Here is a 20,563-nt window from a genome sequence, read left to right on the forward strand (position 1 = left end):
TCACTATGAGTGCAAATATCGTCATTGTAGAAGATGAAGAGGATCTCCTTGAACTTTTAGAGTATCATTTAGAAAAAGAGGGGTTTGAAACTACTGGGTTTTTAAATACGAAAACGGTAGCGCAGATGCTTGAAGAAGAAGATGTTGACCTGCTCATTATGGATAGAAACCTTCCCGGAGTGGAGGGGAGTGAGTTTGTTAAAGGGCTGCGTGAGGATGGCTTTGACACTCCTGTTATCTTTTTGAGTGCAAAAGACAGTGATGAAGACATAGAAGAAGGCTTTGTGCGAGGCGGAGATGATTACATCACAAAACCTTTCAATATGAAAGAACTTCTTTTACGTGTCCGTTCTGTTTTGAAAAGAACTTCAAAAAAAGTAAGTAGCGGGAAGTTGCATTTTAGAGATCTGGTTCTTGATAATGACACAAGAGAGGTCTTTGTCGATGGTAAGAATATTGAAGTTACGAAACTTGAGTTTGATCTTTTGAGTGAATTTATCAAAAATAAAAACTCGGTACTAGAGCGTGATTATCTACTGGAGAATGTCTGGGGAGACAGTGAAAATTATCAATATAAGACTGTCAATGTAGCGATTAACAGACTGAAAGAAAAAATAGACCCTGATAAATCAAAAGATTATATTCAGACGGTTCGGGGGGTTGGTTACAAGCTGTGTTAAAGTTAGAAAGTGAGCTTTTCAAAAAGACAGTAATTATCTACACTCTGATCTTTTCTCTGTTTATTGGGTTTACTTTTTTTGTACTCTTATTTTTTTTAGAGTCTGAAGCTGCTTTTTATGTGGGCGCTGCGATCAGTGTCGTATTTGTTCTGCTTTCACTGCTTTTCTTTCTTTTTTTAGGACGTTATTTTAAAAATATTGCGGCTGATATGGAAGCATTGATGGAGTACACGAATGCTATCAATGAAAAAGAGTACACTGCAGAAGTAAAGATAATGCACTTTGTCGAGTTTTTGCAACTCTCTGTGCTTTTAAAAAACATCGCCAAGAGGCTGCATCAAAAAAAGAAAAAGTCTTAAATCTTCGACTGAACAGTTACCTTTTTAGCTTCAAACATCTCTATGGCTTTTTGCACCATTGGCTCTTTTGTAATGTCTGTGCCGTCACGCTCATCCTGAATGGAAGACTCGGCGCAGTTTGTAACACAGCTCGCACCGCCGCCGGCTTCTATATCTTCAACTGTTGACGCACTTTGTCCGCCTTGTGGTTGTGTTTGCTCTTGGGGCATAGTTTCTTCTGGTTTTTCTTTTACAGGGTTGGAACAGGCTATACCTTTGATCTGTGTCTCAAAAGAGAAGGTCTCCCGTACCAGCTGTTTGATAACACCGTAACCGTGCTTGAGGCTCTTTTTGCACGCTTCATCGGCACAGCTTTCCCATGTAAGCACATTGTCTTCATACGAGACAAAGGAAATCTGCTGTTCAAAACACTCACCAAGAGCCGCATTTCTGTCTTTTATCTTTGCGACGAGTTCATTGAATTTTGCAAGAGCGGGATCACTTCTATTTTCTTGTTGGTGCATTGGCTCATCTGGTACAATTGTTTTTTCTTCTTGTGTGATAACCTCCTGTTTCGGTTGGCTTGCTGCAGGAATAGGTTGGGCAATGACGCCGTTCATTTCAGGTGTGGTCTCTTGCAGTTTTACCTTTGGTGTCGGTACAGGTGTTTCAGACTGCGTAAGAATTTCCGGACGTGAGACATCTTTTTGGAAGCTCTCTATCATCTGGTCAATCTCACGGATTCGGAGCGCTTCTATCATCTTGAAAAATATCATACTTAGTACAAATGAACCGTCTGCATTGATACTAAAGAGATATTTCGATTCGCTTAAAATTCTGAAAAATCTGTCAAGGACAAGGGTTGAAAAGAGGGCGTCTTGGTTATACATCTTCTCTTTTAAAAATGCTATCAGCTCATCGACGACCATCTCGCTCTCATAATCTTCAAGCACTTTTGTATACGCGACAAGTGCTGCGTAATCTTTGGCAAAAACAGCGTCGAAGATCTGTGCAATGAATTTAGGGTCAACTAGCCCCAGCATATCGGTAACGGTTCTGACATCGACATGATTTTTGGAGTAGATAATGGCCTGATCGAGCAGCGTGAGCGTGTCACGCAGACTACCGCTGCCGCTTCGTGCAAGGATCTCAAGTGCATCGTGTTCATAGCTGATGCCCTCAAGGTTTAAGATGTGTGCCAAGTGGTCGACTATCTTGTTTGTTGCAATGCTCTTAAATCGAAAATGCTGCGTTCGGCTAAGAATGGTTGCCGGAAGTTTGAGCGGATCGGTCGTAGCAAGAATGAACTTGACATACTCAGGCGGCTCTTCAAGCGTTTTTAGCAGGGCATTAAAGGCCTCTTTTGTGAGCATATGCACTTCATCGATGATGAAGATCTTGTAACGTGCGGCAGCCGGTTTGTATTTAGTCTGCTCTATGAGGTCTCGAATATCGTCTATCTTGCGTGAGGAAGCACCGTCCATCTCGATGATGTCCATGTGCCGTCCCTCTTTTGCCATGATGCAGTTGGAGCATTTGTCACAGGGTTGATGACTCATTCCCTCTTCACAGATAAGCGCTTTTGCAAAGATACGGGCTGTTGAAGTCTTACCGCTGCCTCGAAGTCCGGAAAAGAGGTATGCGTGAGAGAGGCGGTTGGCATCAAGTGCCAAAGAGAGTGTCTGCGCAATAGTTTCTTGACCAATAAGTTCATCAAAATTCGACGGACGATATTTTCGTGCTAATACTTCATGTGCTTCTTGCAAAATGAGAACTCCTCTAGTTATTAAAAAGATTTTATCATTTATAGAGTTAAAAAACACTATAATTATCTACAATGAAAAAATTTAATGAATTACGTGCACAAAACAATCAGTTTATATATAAATCTTATAAAATTTCAAAAAATGAAACGGAAATCTCTTTAGAGTTTCACTATCAACTCAAAGAACAAGAGCAGACAACGGATTTTCATCACCGACTTGTCTTGCCAAAAGATGAGAAGATCGTGACAGAGACAAATATGGACAATATAGTTTTTCATATAGGTCTTGCCGAAGCGATAAGCTACTATAAAATAGCAGTGCCGCAAACCTTCATTATTGAGTGCGGGAATCTCTGCGAGTCGCAAAAAAAGTGGTTTCAAAAGCTCTATTTTAACGGTCTTGGTGAGTTTATCTATCTTAACAAGATCGAAGTGACACAAGATGACCTCGTAGAGTTCATCGCTTTGCCGACAGAGGGTTTTGCAAAGATAGCAGTGCAGACACGTGAGAACAATATCATTCCAATCGGCGGCGGAAAAGATTCGCTTGTGAGTTATGAGCTTTTAAAAGAGGCTTTTCCCGAGTCGCTGCTTTTTTCCATGAACCCGATCGTCGCTTCAAAAAAGATACTTGACAAACATCCTTCTCACGCAATAGAGCTGCGACGTGAGCTTGATCTTGAGAAGATATTTGACTTCAACAAGCGGGGCTATCTCAACGGGCATATACCTTTTTCATCCATTGTCGGTTTTATTTCCATCTGGCTTGGACTGCTGACAAAAACGAAGTACATCGTTCTCTCGAACGAATCAAGTGCCAATGAAGAAAACATCGTTTACAACGGACAAAAAATCAACCATCAGTATTCAAAATCCATAGAGTTTGAGAATGATTTTCGAGCGTATGTTTCAGAGTATATTACCGAGGATGTGGAGTATTTCAGCTTTTTGCGTCCGCTTGATGAGATACACATTGCCAAGCTTTTCAGCGTTGAAGCGCGTGAGCACTTTTTTGATTTTCGCAGCTGCAATGTCGGAAGCAAAAAGAATGAGTGGTGCGGCAAGTGTCCGAAGTGTCTCTTTACCTACATCATGCTCTGCAACTATATCGATGATGCAACGCTGCGTGAGATATTTGGCAAAGATATGCTGGATGACCCTGAACTTCAAGAACTTTTTGATGGGCTCAGCCAGAGTGATGCCGTCAAACCTTTTGAGTGCGTGGGAACCTATGATGAAGTCAATTATGCACTCTCGAAAAAGTACAACAGTTACAAAAAAGAGGAGCTGCCATATCTGCTGAAAAACTATAAGCCGCAAGAGATGCATTATAATCTTGCAGTTGATTACGATGGGCAAAATAATCTGCCGCAAAAATTTAAAGAGGTGCTGCGTGAGCATGTTGAACGACTTAGTTTCTGACCTTGAACAGTATAAAAAGATAGCGATTTTCGGTTATGGCGTTGAGGGAAGGTCCTTTCATGCTTTTGCTGAGAAATATCTGCCTGATGTTGCCATCAGCATAGTCGATAAAAATTATGCAGATGATGATAATTATCTCGATGGTCTGCGTGAGGCAGAGCTTATCGTAAAATCTCCCGGAATCTCTTTACATACGCTTGGTATCGATTATGATGCATACAATTTTACCTCGATAACGGAACTTTTTTTAAAACATTTCGGCTCACAAATTATCGGTGTGACGGGAACAAAAGGTAAAAGTACACTTGTAACGCTTATAGATTCTATGCTTAAAAACGCAGGAAGAAAATCACTTCTATGTGGTAATATCGGTATCTCCCCACTGCAGGCGATAGAGACGATAGATGAAGAGACAACGGTTGTTATGGAACTCTCTTCCCATCAACTCCATCATGTCAACCACTCCCCTCACATAGCTGTTTTGACAAATCTTTTTCCTGAACATTTGGACTATTATGAGGATCTGGCTGATTACTATGAAGCAAAGTTCAATATCTTCAGACATCAAAATGCTAGAGATATCTTTATCTATAATCTGCAAAATCCAAATAATTACTTTGATACTGAAAAAGCGCCAAGCAAGCATACATACAATGTTTTTGCAAATGAGCTGAAGAATGAGGTTCAGTTTAACATTAAAAATGGCTACATCCATCATGCGACATTGCAGATACTTGAAAAATTGGCAGAAATTTTAGAGATAGATGAGAGTACCTTTATGAAGACGGTTACAACATTTCAAACCCTGCCACATCGTTTGGAATTTGTAGATGAGATTGATGGCGTGAGCTATATAAATGACTCGATCTCGACCATACCGCAGGCATCTATGGAAGCGATGAAGATCTTGAAAAATGTTGATACGATAATTCTTGGCGGTTATGACAGGGGAGTTGACTATAGTGAACTTGTGAACTTCCTGCGTGAGAGTAATGTGAAAAATATTATCTGTTTTTCAGATACCGGTAAGCAAATCTATGAGAAAATTAATGAAGAAGAAAATAACAAACACCTGTTTTATATGCACGACTTGCGTGAGAGTGTGAAAAAAGCAGGTGAGTGTGCAAGAGAGATAGTGCTCTTTTCTCCGGCAGCTTCAAGTTTTAATAGTTACAAAAACTTTGCTGAACGTGGAGAAGAGTTTAAGTCTCTGGTAAACAATTTAAAAGGATAGAAAATGCCGTTTATTGCTGTTGATGAAGAGAGTTTTGATGATATTGTCGAGCGTGAATTTGAAAAGGGTCATACGGTCATATTGAAGTTTGGTTCGGCTTACTGTGATTCATGTCAGTTGATGGAGTTTGAACTTGAAGAGGTGCATGACAGAGTGACAAAAGTGTCCATTTTAGATATTGACGTTGGTGAATGTTTAGGATTGATGCAGCGTTTTGAGATAGAACAGGTGCCGACGACGCTCATTTTTCAGACCGCTTCATCGCAACTGCTTTATAAAAATGGCATAATGCTGGCAGATGATATGATTGATATCATATTAAAAGAGAGGTAGTTAGAAAACTAACTACTTTTCTGTATTCATACTCTCCAAGAACTCTTCGTTTGTCGCTTTTTTACCCATTGTATTATAGATAAATTTCAACGCTTCGACTTCATTATCTTGTTTATGAAGCATTTGACGAAGGATAAAGACTTTTTGCAGTGTCTCTTTGCCGATAAGCAGTTCATCTTTACGTGTACCTGATTTAAGAATGTCAATAGCAGGGAAAATTCTTCTGTCTGCGATTTTTCTGTCAAGCACGACTTCCATATTACCGGTACCTTTGAACTCTTCGAAGATCACTTCATCCATACGGCTTCCTGTATCAACAAGCGCTGTTGCGATGATAGTCAAACTGCCGCCGTTTTCGATGTTACGAGCTGCACCAAAGAAACGTTTTGGTTTGTGGAGTGCGTTGGCATCAACACCACCGGAAAGAACTTTACCGCTTGATGGTGTCACTGTATTGTACGCACGTGCAAGACGTGTGATAGAGTCAAGCAAGATAACAACATCACGACCGATCTCAACGCGGCGTTTCGCTTTTTCTATAACCATCTCCGCTACTTTTACGTGATTTTTAGCCGGCATATCAAAAGTAGAAGAGTAGACTTCACCCTTAACGCTGCGCTCCATGTCCGTTACCTCTTCAGGTCTCTCATCGACAAGTAGAACCATCAGATCAACTTCTGCATGATTTGCCGTGATACCGTGAGCAATCTCTTTGAGAAGCTCTGTCTTACCGCTTCTAGGCGGTGCGACAATCAAACCACGCTGACCTTTTCCGATAGGTGAGAAAAGATCAAGCATACGACCTGTCAGTTTTTTCTCGTTGTACTCGAGTTTGAGCTGTTCTTCCGGATAAAGTGGTGTAAGGTTGTCAAAGAGAGGACGTTTTTTGCTCTCTTCAGGTGGAAGAGAGTTTACCGCTTCTATTTTGATAAGTGCATAGTAACGCTCCTGATCTTTTGGAGGGCGTACTTGGCCGGTTACCACATCCCCGTTTCTAAGGGCAAATCTTTTTATCTGCGTGTTGGAAACATAGGCATCATTGATAGATTCGTTGAATGACTTGTCGATAGAACGGATAAAGCCGTAACCATCCTGCATAATCTCTAAAATCCCTGAAAAGAGTATATAGCCGCCTTGAGCTGTTTGCGCTTTAAGGATCTCAAAGATGACATCCTGACGTTTTAGCTCATTTGGATCTTCGACTCCAAGTTCTGTTGCAATCTCTACAAGTTCCTGAATACTTTTTGTACGAAGCTCTTCAACACTTGAACCTTTTACCGGTGTATGTGTGCGTTTAGCGTTGTTATTGTTGTTATTGTTGTTGTTTTTATTGTTTTGTTTTGAATTTTTGCGGGGTTGCGATGAAGTGTTTTCACTCATAAGTAAGACTACCTTAATTTTTTTGGGATTTTGAATGTGGGAAAGTTTGAAAGATATTTATCTTTTGTTGGCGTAATTTTACAATAAGAGACGTGTGAATGTCAAGTTTTGGCTATTTGGTACATTAAATAGGTATTTATTGAATTATTTGTTAGAATTTCTTTATGATAGTGAAAGTTAATAATAAAGAAGAATATTTTAAGTACCTTAACTCGATTCCTGTTGCCATCGTAATAGCCTCTGCTAAGACGGGATTGATACTGCATGCCAATCCAAAAGCAGAGGCTTTGTGGATGCGAAGTGCTGATGACCTTGTTGGCAAGCCGCAGACGACACTCCATTCGGATTATTGGAACGCAAAGGGACGGGAGACCTTTTCAACAGATATCGCCGCTTTGGAATCGGGACAATCCATCACACATGTAAAAAATGCCGCTCTGCGTTCTGATGGCAAAGAAGTGCCGATCGAGATCACGGCCATTATGGTAGAGATTGACGGCGAGAGGGCTTTAGTGGGTACATTTATCTCCATCGAAGCTAGAGAGAAAGCGTATGTAGAGCTGCATGAGCGTGAGCGTGAGCTCAACTCCATCTTTGAAAATTCCCAGATTGGTATCATGTATCTCAAAGGTGGACGATACCTCTATAAAGCTAATCAGCGTCTTGCTGATATTTTGGGCTATGACTCTCCAGAGGAGATGGAAGGCATTTCGATGGAGCAACTGCATCTCTCCCATGAGCGCTTTGTCTGGTTTGGAGAGCACCACTATAAACCACTCTCTAACAATGAATCTTCTCATATCAATTATGAACTGCGCAAGAAAAATGGAGAGCGTGTTTGGATAAGTCTCAGTGGAAAAGCGGTCGATTCTTCCAAGCCTGCCGATCTGGACAAAGGTGTTATTTGGATTATCGATGACATCAGTGACTACAAGGCACTTGAAGAGAAACTCGTTTCGCAGAACAAACGACTTGAGAATCTTCTTGAGAACATAAACGGCATCAGTTGGGAGTTTGATTTGCGTGAGAACAGATTTGTCTATGTTTCTCAAAATGCAAAACATATTCTTGGGTATGAACGCGAAGAGTGGACGGATCTGGATTCATGGAAGATGATGCTCCATCCTGAAGACAGGGAAGAAACAGCCGCATACTGTATGAACGAGACGCAAAAAGGCAAGGATCATTTGATGGAGTATCGAATGGTGAAAAAAGATGGATCGGTTATATGGGTGCTTGATATTGTCAGTCTCGGCAGGGACAAAGAGGGTAATCCAATATCACTATTTGGCTTTATCATAGATATCACGCAGCAAAAAAATGACAGACTCAAGATAGAGAGTGATCATGAACATCTCAAAAGTACGCTCAAAGAGTTGGAAGTAAAAAGTGCTTTGCTTGATTTTCAAGCGCACCATGATGCACTGACAGGTCTGCCAAATCGTACGCTCTATTATGACAGAATAGAACAGGCCATACAAAAGGCTAAGCGTAATAATTCAAAATTTGTTCTTTTCTTCATCGATCTCGATCATTTTAAAGAGGTCAATGATTCTCTTGGTCATGACATCGGTGATCAGATACTGCTTGAGTCAAGCAAACGGCTCAGTTCAGAGCTGCGAGCCGAAGATACTTTAGCAAGACTTGGCGGCGATGAATTTACAGTATTGCTTGAAAACATCGAAAAGATCTCGGATGCTACGCATATAGCACAGAAGATCATTGAGACATTTCGTAAACCTTTTATCATTGAAGGACGTACTATCTACCTTTCATGCAGTATAGGTATCAGTATCTATCCCGACGACGGTACACTTTCAAGTGACCTGCTAAAGTATGCAGATAATGCAATGTACAAAGCAAAAGATGAAGGAAGGGATAACTTTCAGTTCTATACAAAAGAGATGACGGAACTTGCATTTGAAAGAGTTGTGCTGGAGTCAAATATTCGGCAGGCACTTATCAATGATGAATTCACGCTCTATTATCAGCCTCAATTTAATGGCAGTACAAAAGAGATTATCGGCATGGAAGCCTTGATACGCTGGGAACATCCAAGTCTGGGCCTTATTCCTCCTTCAAAGTTTATTCCTTTGGCTGAGGAGTCTTCTTTAATTATAGAGATAGATAATTGGGTTATGAAAACTGCTATGAAGCAGATAAAAGAGTGGTATGATAAAGGTCTTAGTCCTGGTGTGTTGTCACTTAATCTTGCTATTAAACAGCTTGAGTCCGCGGTATTTTTAGATACTTTGAAAAAACGAATGGATGAGAGTTCATTTTTACCTGAATGGTTGAAACTTGAAGTTTTGGAGCGTGACGTTATGCGTAATCCACAGGATAATGTAGAAAAGCTGAATCTCATTCATAAGTTAGGTGTGGAACTGGCACTCGATGATTTTGGAACAGGACAATCTTCTCTTACCTATTTGAAAAGATTTCCGCTCGATGAACTCAAGATCGACCGTTCGTTTATAAAGGATATTAATCAGGATGCGGAAGACGATGCAATCGTTATGGCCATCATCGCTCTTGCGAAATCAATGAAGCTCAATATCATCGCCGAAGGTGTCGAGACAGAAGAACAGCTCTCTTTTCTACTTGACAACGGCTGTCAAAATATTCAAGGGTACTATTTTAGTAAACCGCTCAATGCTATAGCTATGGAGAAACTGCTCAAAGAGTAGGCTTACTCTTTGAGCGTCGAGATCGAATCAACAATAGTAGATATCTCAACTTTTGCTTCTGAGAGTGTTTTTTGCGTTCTCTCAGCCAGTTTTCTCACTTCATCGGCAACGACGGCGAAGCCGCGTCCATGTTCACCCGCACGTGCGGCTTCTATGGCTGCATTGAGGGCTAGGAGATTCGTTTGATCAGCTATATCGGCGATGGTGTTTAATACGGAGTGAATGTTCTGACTTTGATCTTGTACTGACTGTAATTTCTCATCAAAATGAAAATTATTTTCTTCGCTATTACTTTGCTGCTCACCCAGAGTGGCAAGATCCTGCATAAGTTTCTCTTTTTCTTCTTGTAGTTCAGTTAACTTGGTTTCAATCTCTTGTGTATAATGTTGCTGCTCACGCTGCAGGTTTTCTATGCTTTTTTGCAGTGCTTCATTCTTTTCTTTGAGAGCACTGTTCTCATAATGAAGCGCATCATTATCCTCTTTATACTTTTTTTCTTTGTTTTTCAATTGTTCCTGCGTGAGGATGAGCTGTTGATGAAGTTCCTGCTTTTGCTGCTCAATTTCTTTTATAAACGGAGTACTGTTTTCTTTTTGATCAAAAACATGGGCGGTTTTTTTTCTAAAAAGAAAATAACCAGCTCCAAGACCAACCACAAAGCTGAGAAGGGAAGCAATACTCAATAAGAGATAGTTGTTGTGCTCAACTTTTTTCTCTTTGTAGATGATCTTGTCTCTATAAACAATTTTATCTTTATAGATCACTTTTTGTGTTTGCGGATGTTTCAGCGCTTTTTGTTTTATAAGCTTTTGAGCCTCTTCATTCATTGAAAGATAGAGCTTTTTTATCTGCGTGAGACTTTTTTTGTCTATTTTGTCTGAATTACCCAGTTTTGCAATCGTTTTGAGTGTTTCGCTCTGGATGTTCTCTAATGAATTTGCTTGAGATTCATCGATGGAGAGCGATGCTGTGATCTTGTCATGAGTAGTAAGTATGAGATAGTATAGTGCAACCTTCTCTTCCGGGGTAAGTTCTTTAGAGATGGAATCGACAATAGAGTTGAGTTTTTCATAATTTTGTTCGATCGTTGTCGTTGCAAATAAAAAAGAGCTTAGTAATAGTGTCATAAAGAGAAATTTCATAACTTATAGTAAGCATTTTAAGTACCAATAATCTCTTTTAGTATAAAATGATGACCATGAATAAAAAATATAAAATTTTAGTAACAAATGATGACGGTTACGAGGCAAAAGGGCTGTTCTCTTTGGTAAGCGCTTTGCGTGAGCTTGATGATGTCGAAGTGACAGTGGTCGCACCGGCGAATGAAAAGTCAGCCTGCGGACATTCCTTGACATTGACAAAGCCGCTGCGATTCATCGGCATCGAAGAGAACTTTTTCAAGCTTGAAGACGGAACGCCGACAGATTGTGTCTACCTTTCACTTTCTGCGATCTTTCAAGATACAAAGCCCAATCTTATCATCAGCGGTATCAACCGCGGCTCGAATATGGGCGAAGATATCACATACAGCGGAACGGCAGCGGGAGCTATGGAAGGTGTACTGCACAACATCCCTTCTATCGCCATCTCACAGGTGATGGACTTTACCAATCCAAACGGTGACTTTTCTTTAGCGCAAAAGACGATAAAAAAGATAGTGACAAAGATACGTGAAGATAACTTTCCTTTGCGTGAGCGTGAGTTTTTAAACATCAATATTCCGCCCGATGTTGACGAAGCTGAGATGAAGATCACCTATGCCGGTTACAGAGTCTACTCCAATGAGGCGGAGATTCATAGAAACCCACGCGGTGAAGAGCACTATTGGCTTGGTCTGCATCCGCTGAACTTTCGTGCGCGTGAGGGGCAAAGCGGCGTGAGCGATTATGAAGCGATTCGTGATGGTTATATCTCCATCACGCCTATTATGCTCGACCTTACAGCTTACAAAAGCATTGAAACTTTAGAGAAATGGCTGTAGTTGATGGAAAAATATGACCGCATAAAACTTGTTCTTAAAGAGGATTTCAACAAACTTGAAAATGCTAAAGTTATCTTGCTTGGTGTCGGCGGCGTAGGGAGCTTTTGTCTTGACTGTTTGTATAGAAGCGGGGTGAAAGATATTACAATAGTCGATTTTGATACCTATGACAAGTCTAACCAAAATCGTCAGATGTGGTCGGAGTTGCATGAAGGCGAAGTGAAAGTTGAAGCACTCAAGGAACATTACCCAGACCTGATTGTTATTAACAAAAGAATTGATGAAGAGTGGGTGCGGGAGTTTGACTTTGACCCGTATGACCTCGTACTCGATGCTATTGATGATAGAAATGCAAAACTTGCTGTAGCGCAAAAGTGCTACAAAAAGCTTATCTCCTCTTTTGGCAGTGCAAAAAGATTGGACCCGACACAGGTGCAGGTAGGTGATATTTGGAAAAGTTACGGCGATAAGTTCGGTGCAAAGATCCGCAACGAGCTGAAAAAACGTGGCTTTAACAAAAAATACAAAGTTGTTTTTTCAAGTGAAGAAGCAGTTGTAAAAGAGAAAGGCAGTTTTATGGGTGTAACGGCAACTTTTGGCTTGACGATGTGTGCTGAATCCATAAAAGTATTACGAAAGAAGAAAAATGTTTGATTTTTTAGATAGTGACTGGTTCAATATTACACTCGAGATAGTTTTTTTGATTCTCATCTCTTATGATGTAAAAAAATATTTTGAGACACGAAAATGGGAATATATCATAAATATTGTTCTTACCATTGGGTTTGCAATCTGGGCTCTTTATCCGTACTATAATTCCTATGTAGGCTGGAAAGAAAATCAAAAAAGTGAAATGCTTTCACACTGCAGTGGTGATGAGAGCTCGACCAAACTTTGCAAATGCCTCGATGATGCCACTTTTAAAGAGTATACCTATGATGAGTATAGATCGCTTGACAAAAACTCAAGTGATTACAAAAAGTTCGTAAAAGATGCGAAAGAGGAGTGTTTAGATGACTCATGGTTTTGATCTGAACTCACCTCTGGTCTGTGAAGGTATTATCGGTGATGGATGCGGCGGCGGACGACTTTTTATCATTGAAGAAGATATTCTCTTTGCTTATGACCCGCTCACGCAGGAGAAAATAGTGCTCTTGCGTGAGATACGAAATGCACAGGAAATCTCTAAAATAGGATGTGTGATTACTATCAGGACAAAAGAAAATATTTTATACTTTGATCTTTCACTCTTATCACTTGTAGAGAAGGCGTGACAATGTATAAAATATTTTTTACGGTAGGTATCATATTTATTATATTGGGAGTTTTGGCATATCTGTTGAATGGACATCTCTTTAGATTGCCGGGTGATATAGTGATAGAGAGAGAAAATTTTAGTTTTTATTTTCCCATAACAAGTATGATTTTGATAAGTGTAGTGTTGAGTCTTCTTTTTGCACTCTTCTCAAAATTTTCAAGTTAAACTTTCGCTATAATAATAGAATCAAAAAATTTAATACAGAGAACAATTATGCAAAATAACGTAGAACCGATGACAATATATGGTTATGAAAAACTGCAGGCTGAGGTCAAGGATTTAAAAGAAGTAAAACGCCCCGGCATTGTAAAAGCGATAGAAGAGGCCCTTGAACATGGTGACTTGAAAGAAAATGCAGAGTACCATGCGGCAAAAGAGGCGCAGAAAAATATTGACAATCGTCTCGCAGAACTGCAAGAAATACTTGGAAATGCACAGATAGTAGATCCAAGTGAACTTGCACACTCGAAGGTCTCTTTTGGTTCTACTGTTGTTATGACCGATATGGACAGCGATGAAGAGGTTACGTACACGATCGTCGGCGGTGCTGAGAGTAATCCTGACAAAGGGCTTATCTCATTTAACTCGCCGCTTGCAAAACAGCTTTTAGGACGTGAAGAGGGTGATGAGGTCGTGGTGCAGCTTCCTGGCGGTAAAAAAGAGTTTGAGATAGATGAAGTAAAATATCAGGAGATCATTTTTGACAGCCACTAAAGATATAAATGTAGGTATAGTCGGTGCAACGGGATATACGGGACTTGAACTCGTAAAAATGCTAGTAAAGCATCCAAGGTTTCAACTTGCATATATCGCAAACTCAGAAGGCGACACGACTATCAATGAACTCCATCCGTCACTCAGCGGTGTATGTGAAGATAAGGTTGAAAAAGCGGATGTCGATGCTATAGCAAAACACTGTGAGCTTGTTTTTCTGGCACTGCCTCATAAAACTGCCATGGCATATGTGAAGCCTTTAATTGCAAAAGGCGTGAAAGTTGTGGACCTCTCCGCTGACTATAGACTTCCTCTTGATATCTATGAAGAATTTTATTGTCCGCATACTGATGTTGAAAATCTCTCTCATGTAGTCTATGGACTGCCGGAACTATTTCGCCAAGAGCTGAAATCTGCCAAACTTGTGGCAAATCCTGGTTGTTTTCCGACATCTGCTATTTTAGGGCTGCTGCCGTTTATGTCAAAACGCGTAGCTGATACTCCTATTATTATTGATGCAAAAACAGGTGTCAGCGGTGCCGGCAAAAAACTCAGTGAAGTGACACACTTTGTCAATGTCAACGACAACCTTTTTGCCTACAATCCACTTATGCACAGACATGCACCGGAGATCGCCAATAAACTGGGCGTTGATTTTGAGATGGTCAATTTCGTACCACATTTGGTTCCTGTAACGCGTGGTATGTTAAGCTCCATCTACATTACGGTAGAGGGTGATTTTGATGCTGAGGCTTTATTGCGTGAGCATTATAAAAACGATGCTCACGTGAGAGTCTCATCAAAACCCGTAGATATGAAAAATGTAGCCGGAACAAATTTCTGTGACATCTATGTACAGAAAAAAGGCAATCTTCTCTTTATTGCCTCTGCTATTGACAATCTAATGCGCGGTGCTTCATCTCAAGCCGTTGTCAATGCCAATCTGATGATGGGACTTGATGAGACTATGGGTATTCCAGATATAGCGTATGTCCCATAGTATTGAGATAAAAGAGGGTGCATACATCATTTCCGATGCGCACTACTCTGACGATAGAGTGCAACTCCTTGCCTTTATAAAAGCGATCCACTCAAAAGAGCTCAAGCCGACACAACTCATTTTGATGGGTGACATCTTTGATGCACTCTTTGGACTTATTGACTACACGTACGAGACAAATCAGGAGATGATAGACCTGCTTGAAGTGATTGCGGAAGATATAGAAGTGTTCTATTTTGAAGGCAATCATGACTTCAATCTCAAAGCCATATTTAAAAATATTCAAATTTTCCCAATTGCAAAACAGCCTCTCTTGGCATCGTATAAAAATAAAAAGATCTATCTTGCCCATGGTGATTTCGATGCACCTTTTGGCTATCAACTTTATACGGCGCTGATTCGTAACCCTTTTATGCTCTTTGTTTTAAAGTATATAGACATTGCGCTGAATCATTTTATTATCAATAAAATAGAAGGGCATCTTGATAAAAAAGATGACTGTAAAGAGCTTGTGTGGTTTGAGGATTTTATACAAAAACGCTTTAGAAATAAGTATAAATGTGACTATTTTATAGAAGGACATTTTCATCAAAATAAAACTCTCAGATTGAATAGTTTTACTTATATCAATCTGGGGGCTTTTGCTTGCAATCAAAGATATTTTATTGTAAAATCAGTGCAAGATAAAGAACTATTGGAAGAACATCAATTTTCCAATGAGAGGTAAAATATGGATGATAACTCCCTAAAAGTCGGTTCTAACGAGATGGAACTTGTAGACTTTCGTATACTCAAACAAGAAGATGACGGGAAAGTATATGAAGGTATCTATGGTATAAATGTATCAAAGGTACGAGAGATTATTCGCGTACCTTTTTTAACAGAACTGCCGGGTACGCCTGAGTTTATCGAAGGAATTTTCGATCTGCGTGAGGTAGTGATTCCTGTTGTAAATCTTGCGAAATGGATGGGTGTAAAAGAGCCTGAAGATGCGCAGAAAAATGCTCGTGTCATTATTACCGAGTTCAATAATGTGCTCATTGGATTCATTGTTCATGAAGCAAAGAGAATTCGAAGAATTTCATGGGGTGATATTGAACCTGCAACTTTCATGAACAGCTCAAACGGGCTTGATGCTAATAAGATCACCGGAGTAACGAAGATTGAAGGGGACAGTGTTCTTCTTATATTGGATCTTGAAAGCGTTGTTCAGGATCTTGGACTGTATGAGCCGGAGACGGATACTGCACCTGAGCAGATAGAACACTTCTCAGGACTTGCTATGGTTCTAGATGATAGTTCAACAGCTCGAAAGATCGTTAAAGATGCACTGCAGAAGATGGGCTTTAATGTTGTCGAAGCGATGGACGGGGATGAAGGTCTTCGCAAACTAGATGAACTTTATGCTACTTATGGAGACAAACTGGTTGATACACTCAAAATTATAATTTCTGATGTTGAGATGCCGAAGATGGATGGTTTTCACTTTGCAGCCAATGCAAAAGATGATGCCAGATTTAAAGATATTCCAATTGTTTTCAACTCTTCGATAAGTGATCACTTTAGTGAAGGCAGAGGTATTGAGGCTGGTGGAGAAGCTTACTTGGTAAAATTCCAGGCAAGTTCATTTTATGATGAAGTGTCACGTGTCGTACGTGCACATATGAAGTAGGGAGTATAAAATATGGATGAATTTCAAGAGATACTGCAGGATTTTTTAGTTGAATCATTTGAATTGGTTGAAAAACTCGACGAAGATCTTGTCGAACTGGAATCAAACCCGGAAGATCTAGAACTTTTAAACGGAATATTTCGTGTAGCGCATACCGTTAAAGGTGCTTCATCATTTTTAAATTTCGATGTATTGACTCACCTTACACACCATATGGAGGATGTTCTTAATCGTGCACGTCATGGAGAACTCACAATTACTCCGGATGTCATGGATGTTATTTTAGAATCTATTGACCTTATGAAAGCGCTTCTTGAGACTATTCGTGACACAAGCAGTGATGCGGGTATTGATGTCTCTGCATGTGTGGCTAAGCTAGATAAGATAACAGGCGGTACGGGTGAAGTAGAAACACCGACAGTAACGACACCGCCTGAAGAAGCAGGAGCTACAGAAGAGATAGAGGCTGAAGAAGAAAAAGCCGAAGAATCTGAAGAAGATGAAATAGATTATGAAAATATGTCTCCTGAAGAGGTTGAAGCTGAGATTGAGAGACTTTTAGCCCAGCGTCAAGAAGAGGACAGAAAAAAACGTGAAGCTAAAATAGCTGCAGGTGAATCAGTACCTCAGATGCCGGATGAAGAAGAAGCAGAAGAAGAAAAAGCTCCACAAGAGGAGCCAAAAGAGAGTGCCCCTGCACCGACTCCTGCACCGGCTGTAAAGAAAGAAGCACCAAAAGAAGAGGCAAAAGCGGCAGCACCTGCGAAAAAGACGCCTGCTGCGGTAGAACAGACGATTCGTGTTGATGTGAAACGACTTGATCACTTGATGAACCTTATCGGTGAACTTGTTCTTGCAAAAAATAGACTGATAAAAATCAATGACGATGTGGAAGAGCGTTATGAAGGTGAAGAGTTTTTAGAAGAGCTGAACCAGGTTGTTTCTATTGTATCTCTTGTAACGACTGATCTGCAGATAGCTGTTATGAAGACAAGAATGCTTCCAATCGGTAAAGTCTTTAACAAATTCCCTCGTATGATTCGTGACCTTTCGCGTGAGCTTAACAAAAAGATCGAACTTGTGATCTCAGGGGAAGAGACGGAGCTTGACAAGTCAATCGTCGAAGAGATAGGTGATCCACTTGTCCATATTATCCGTAACTCTTGTGATCACGGAATTGAATCTCCTGATGAACGTCTGGCAAAAGGAAAACCTGAAACAGGAACTATAGCGCTGAAAGCATATAATGAAGGAAATCAGATTGTCATTCAGATAGATGATGACGGAAAAGGTCTTGATCCTGAAATGTTAAAGAACAAATCGCTTGAAAAAGGCATTATCACTGAAAAAGAGGCTGACTCCATGAGTGATAAAGAGGCTTATGCGCTTATCTTTAAACCAGGATTCTCAACGGCTGCAGCGGTTACTAATGTCTCGGGCCGTGGTGTAGGAATGGATGTTGTAAAAACAAACATCGAAAAACTCAACGGTATTATCGATATTGACTCTGAAGTTGGCAAGGGAACTTCTATAAAACTAAAAATCCCTCTCACACTTGCCATTATTCAGGCACTTCTTGTAGGTGTTCAGGAGGAACATTATGCGATTCCTTTGGCTTCTGTACTGGAGACAGTGAGAATTTCAAAAGATGAGATCTATACTGTTGAGGGCAAAAACGTTATGCGTCTGCGTGATGATGTCCTCTCTCTCGTTCATATCGGTGATATTTTTGAAGTAGAACGCATACTTGATGCGAGTGAACATGCCTATGTCGTTGTTCTTGGACTTGGAACAAGCAAGCTGGGACTTATAGTAGATACATTGGTCGGTCAGGAAGAGATCGTTATCAAATCACTTGGTGATTATCTCAAAGGCATTGAAGGTATTGCTGGTGCAACGATTCGTGGTGATGGTGGCGTAACACTCATTGTTGATGTTGTTGCCTTGATGAATATGGCAAAGGATGTCAAAGCATCTGCTGTGAGTGAAGGTTCTGAAGGTAGCGCAAGTAATGAAAAAACGAAGGCATCTGATTATACGGTCATGATAGTAGATGATTCAAAAACAGACAGAACCATTATGAGAAAAGCATTGGAACCTATGGGTGTGACACTTGTTGAAGCATCTGATGGTCAAGAAGCCTTGGGTATCTTGAAATCAGGTGACTATAATTTCGATGCGATGCTCATTGATATCGAAATGCCGAGAATGGATGGTTATACACTGGCAAATGAGATTAAAAAGTACAACAGGTATAAAAATCTTCCACTTATTGCCGTTACTTCAAGAACAAGTAAAGCGGATCGTATGCGTGGTGTTGAATCTGGTATGGTTGAGTATATTACAAAACCATACTCTGCAGATTATCTGGCAAGTGTTGTTCAGAGAAATGTTAACTTTAAAGCGGAGTTCTTATAATGAGTGATAAATTAAAAGATATTATTAACAAACAGGGCGAACAACAAGAGAGTGTCGTAGAACAGCTTGATGATGTAGTACAGCTTGTCGGATTTATGATAGGCGATGAAGAGTATGCAGTGCCTATTTTATCTATTCAGGAGATTATAAAACCTTTCACATGGACGCGTGTACCACAGGTTCCGGCTTATGTGCTGGGAGTATTCAATCTCCGTGGAGCTGTTATTCCACTTATTGATCTGCGTGCAAAATTTGGTTTGAGTACGAAAAAACAGAGTGAAGATACCCGCTTTATCGTTATGCGTCATGGTGATGATGTAGCCGGGTTCGTTATTGACAGGCTGACCATGGCAATTCGCATTAAAAAAGAGAATATCGGGCCGGCACCTGATACTGTGAATGGGGATGATACTATTATTGACGGTGTTGGAAAACAGGCAGATAAGATCATTACTATTTTAAAAGTAAATAAACTTCTAGAGAGAGATTTCTAGACATTTAGATGTATATAAAACCTCTTATAGACCTTCAAGACACTAAGCTCTCCATAACTTTTAACGGAGATCTTAGTCTTGCTACAATTGCTACGATACAAAAAGAGATAGCAAAAATTAAGACATACTCTTTTGAAGAAATCACACTCAACTTTCAATCCATAGATTTTTTAGATACGGCAGGCGGAATATTTATCTATGAACTGCAAAAATATTTTAAAGACAAAGGTATTTCTGTCAGTACGGTCTTAAAAGATGAACTTCAAAAATCTACTTTGGAACTTGTAACAAGCAATATGCAAAGAAGTTCTCAACTACCCCAAAAGAAAGAAGAAAGTTTTCTTGAAGTTACAGGAAGACTTTTTTATGAATACTATATTGGATTTATCTCGTTTTTGCAGTTCTTTGGGGAGCTTTTTGTGACAAATATACGCTCTATGACATCTTTGAAAAATATTCGTTTTAAAGAGATAGCTTTTGAAATAAATGAAAGCGCCATCAAGGCGCTTGGTATTATTGCTCTTACAAGTTTCTTGATCGGTCTCGTCGTTGCTTACCAGTCAGCATATCAGTTGAAGATCTATGGAGCAAATATCTTTATTGTCGATATGCTCGGCCTCTCCATCTTCCGTGAACTCTCTCCGCTCATCACTGCCATCGTTATAGCAGGACGAAGCGGTTCTGCCTATGCTGCACAGATAGGGGCTATGAAGATTACACAGGAGCTTGATGCAATGAAGACGATGGGGTTTGAGCCTTTTGCATTTCTTGTTCTGCCTCGCATCATTGCTCTTGTGATAATGATGCCAATTTTAATTTTTGTATCGGATATGATGGCAATGTTTGGCGGGTTGATAGTGGCAAATCTTGATCTGCATATTACTCCGGAACTCTTTATAGACAGATTTAGAGAAGTGATCGCTGCAAAACATTTTTATGTAGGGATTGTCAAAGGGCCATTTTTTGCATTTTTAATCGCTTCCATTGGAATATACCGTGGTTTGATGGTCAAAGATGACACCCAAAGCATAGGATTTAACACGACAAAAAGTGTTGTTGAATCCATCTTTGCAGTGATTGTCTGTGATGCTGTTTTCTCGATAGCATTTACGAACTTGGGAATATAA

At 40.1% G+C, this 20,563-nt stretch carries 21 protein-coding genes; 18 read left to right on the top strand and 3 right to left on the bottom strand.

Annotated features, from left to right (window positions below; all coding sequences use genetic code 11):
- Nucleotides 1-5: 5 nt before the first annotated feature.
- Nucleotides 6-680: a response regulator transcription factor gene (locus tag FM071_RS02350; protein ID WP_193111435.1), complete on the top strand. Its 675-nt coding sequence runs from the start codon at nucleotides 6-8 to the stop codon at nucleotides 678-680.
- The gene (locus FM071_RS02355) at nucleotides 674-1,039 is read left to right on the top strand and encodes a hypothetical protein (protein ID WP_193111436.1); all 366 of its coding nucleotides are present in this window, start codon (nucleotides 674-676) and stop codon (nucleotides 1,037-1,039) included. Before FM071_RS02350 ends, FM071_RS02355 begins: the two co-directional genes overlap by 7 nt.
- Here the strand turns inward: FM071_RS02355 and FM071_RS02360 are convergent.
- Nucleotides 1,036-2,784, bottom strand: a complete 1,749-nt coding sequence (locus FM071_RS02360) for a DNA polymerase III subunit gamma/tau (protein ID WP_193111437.1) — start codon at nucleotides 2,782-2,784, stop codon at nucleotides 1,036-1,038. The two genes, FM071_RS02355 and FM071_RS02360, sit on opposite strands and share 4 nt — an antisense overlap.
- Nucleotides 2,785-2,855: 71 nt before the next feature.
- Here FM071_RS02360 and FM071_RS02365 point away from each other — a divergent pair, with 71 nt between their 5' ends.
- Genes FM071_RS02365 through FM071_RS02375 form a run of 3 tightly spaced genes read left to right on the top strand, consistent with a single transcriptional unit; the run spans nucleotide 2,856 to nucleotide 5,772 of the window.
- On the top strand, nucleotides 2,856-4,205 hold the full coding sequence (locus tag FM071_RS02365; protein WP_193111438.1) for a MurL-like N-terminal domain-containing: 1,350 nt from the start codon (nucleotides 2,856-2,858) through the stop codon (nucleotides 4,203-4,205).
- Nucleotides 4,183-5,439, top strand: a complete 1,257-nt coding sequence (murD, locus tag FM071_RS02370; protein ID WP_193111439.1) for a UDP-N-acetylmuramoyl-L-alanine--D-glutamate ligase — start codon at nucleotides 4,183-4,185, stop codon at nucleotides 5,437-5,439. The genes FM071_RS02365 and murD overlap by 23 nt, the downstream gene beginning before the upstream one ends.
- A 3-nt stretch (nucleotides 5,440-5,442) precedes the next feature.
- Nucleotides 5,443-5,772 carry a thioredoxin family protein gene (locus tag FM071_RS02375; protein WP_193111440.1) on the top strand — a complete coding sequence of 110 codons (330 nt, stop codon included), beginning with the start codon at nucleotides 5,443-5,445 and terminating at the stop codon, nucleotides 5,770-5,772.
- A gap of 12 nt (nucleotides 5,773-5,784) precedes the next feature.
- On the opposite strand, the gene rho is transcribed toward FM071_RS02375, so the two are convergent.
- Nucleotides 5,785-7,152, bottom strand: a complete 1,368-nt coding sequence (gene rho, locus FM071_RS02380; protein ID WP_193111441.1) for a transcription termination factor Rho — start codon at nucleotides 7,150-7,152, stop codon at nucleotides 5,785-5,787.
- Between the two features lie 164 nt (nucleotides 7,153-7,316).
- On the opposite strand from rho, the gene FM071_RS02385 reads away from it, so the two are divergent.
- The gene (locus FM071_RS02385; RefSeq protein ID WP_193111442.1) at nucleotides 7,317-9,839 is read left to right on the top strand and encodes a bifunctional diguanylate cyclase/phosphodiesterase; all 2,523 of its coding nucleotides are present in this window, start codon (nucleotides 7,317-7,319) and stop codon (nucleotides 9,837-9,839) included.
- 2 nt (nucleotides 9,840-9,841) lie between these two features.
- Here FM071_RS02385 and FM071_RS10840 read toward each other — a convergent pair whose 3' ends face one another.
- The gene (locus FM071_RS10840; protein ID WP_430738966.1) at nucleotides 9,842-10,966 is read right to left on the bottom strand and encodes a methyl-accepting chemotaxis protein; all 1,125 of its coding nucleotides are present in this window, start codon (nucleotides 10,964-10,966) and stop codon (nucleotides 9,842-9,844) included.
- Nucleotides 10,967-11,037: 71 nt separating this feature from the next.
- Here FM071_RS10840 and surE point away from each other — a divergent pair, with 71 nt between their 5' ends.
- Genes surE through FM071_RS02450 form a run of 12 tightly spaced genes read left to right on the top strand, consistent with a single transcriptional unit; the run spans nucleotide 11,038 to nucleotide 20,563 of the window.
- Nucleotides 11,038-11,820, top strand: coding sequence for a 5'/3'-nucleotidase SurE (gene surE / locus FM071_RS02395; protein ID WP_193111443.1), 783 nt, complete (start codon nucleotides 11,038-11,040; stop codon nucleotides 11,818-11,820).
- 3 nt (nucleotides 11,821-11,823) lie between these two features.
- Entirely contained in the window at nucleotides 11,824-12,474 is a 651-nt protein-coding gene (locus tag FM071_RS02400; protein WP_193111444.1) for a tRNA threonylcarbamoyladenosine dehydratase, read from the top strand.
- Nucleotides 12,467-12,850, top strand: coding sequence for a hypothetical protein (locus FM071_RS02405; RefSeq protein WP_193111445.1), 384 nt, complete (start codon nucleotides 12,467-12,469; stop codon nucleotides 12,848-12,850). The genes FM071_RS02400 and FM071_RS02405 overlap by 8 nt, the downstream gene beginning before the upstream one ends.
- Nucleotides 12,834-13,094 carry a thiamine biosynthesis protein ThiF gene (locus tag FM071_RS02410; RefSeq protein ID WP_193111446.1) on the top strand — a complete coding sequence of 87 codons (261 nt, stop codon included), beginning with the start codon at nucleotides 12,834-12,836 and terminating at the stop codon, nucleotides 13,092-13,094. Before FM071_RS02405 ends, FM071_RS02410 begins: the two co-directional genes overlap by 17 nt.
- A gap of 2 nt (nucleotides 13,095-13,096) precedes the next feature.
- Entirely contained in the window at nucleotides 13,097-13,303 is a 207-nt protein-coding gene (locus FM071_RS02415) for a DUF2905 domain-containing protein (protein WP_193111447.1), read from the top strand.
- A gap of 48 nt (nucleotides 13,304-13,351) precedes the next feature.
- Nucleotides 13,352-13,852 carry a transcription elongation factor GreA gene (greA, locus tag FM071_RS02420; protein ID WP_193111448.1) on the top strand — a complete coding sequence of 167 codons (501 nt, stop codon included), beginning with the start codon at nucleotides 13,352-13,354 and terminating at the stop codon, nucleotides 13,850-13,852.
- Nucleotides 13,839-14,852 (top strand): N-acetyl-gamma-glutamyl-phosphate reductase, encoded by a 1,014-nt coding sequence (gene argC, locus FM071_RS02425; protein WP_226960561.1) that lies wholly within the window; start codon nucleotides 13,839-13,841, stop codon nucleotides 14,850-14,852. The genes greA and argC overlap by 14 nt, the downstream gene beginning before the upstream one ends.
- A complete protein-coding gene (locus FM071_RS02430; RefSeq protein WP_193111449.1) occupies nucleotides 14,842-15,579 on the top strand; it encodes a UDP-2,3-diacylglucosamine diphosphatase in 738 nt (245 codons plus the stop codon). The genes argC and FM071_RS02430 overlap by 11 nt, the downstream gene beginning before the upstream one ends.
- A 3-nt stretch (nucleotides 15,580-15,582) precedes the next feature.
- Nucleotides 15,583-16,524, top strand: coding sequence for a chemotaxis protein (locus tag FM071_RS02435; RefSeq protein ID WP_193111450.1), 942 nt, complete (start codon nucleotides 15,583-15,585; stop codon nucleotides 16,522-16,524).
- A 12-nt stretch (nucleotides 16,525-16,536) separates the two neighbouring features.
- Entirely contained in the window at nucleotides 16,537-18,942 is a 2,406-nt protein-coding gene (locus FM071_RS02440) for a hybrid sensor histidine kinase/response regulator (protein ID WP_193111451.1), read from the top strand.
- The gene (locus FM071_RS02445; RefSeq protein WP_193111452.1) at nucleotides 18,942-19,436 is read left to right on the top strand and encodes a chemotaxis protein CheW; all 495 of its coding nucleotides are present in this window, start codon (nucleotides 18,942-18,944) and stop codon (nucleotides 19,434-19,436) included. Before FM071_RS02440 ends, FM071_RS02445 begins: the two co-directional genes overlap by 1 nt.
- 8 nt (nucleotides 19,437-19,444) lie before the next feature.
- Entirely contained in the window at nucleotides 19,445-20,563 is a 1,119-nt protein-coding gene (locus tag FM071_RS02450) for an MlaE family ABC transporter permease (protein WP_193111453.1), read from the top strand.

It is taken from the genome of Sulfurimonas paralvinellae, assembly GCF_014905135.1.
GTDB classification, from domain to species: Bacteria; Campylobacterota; Campylobacteria; order Campylobacterales; family Sulfurimonadaceae; genus Sulfurimonas; species Sulfurimonas paralvinellae.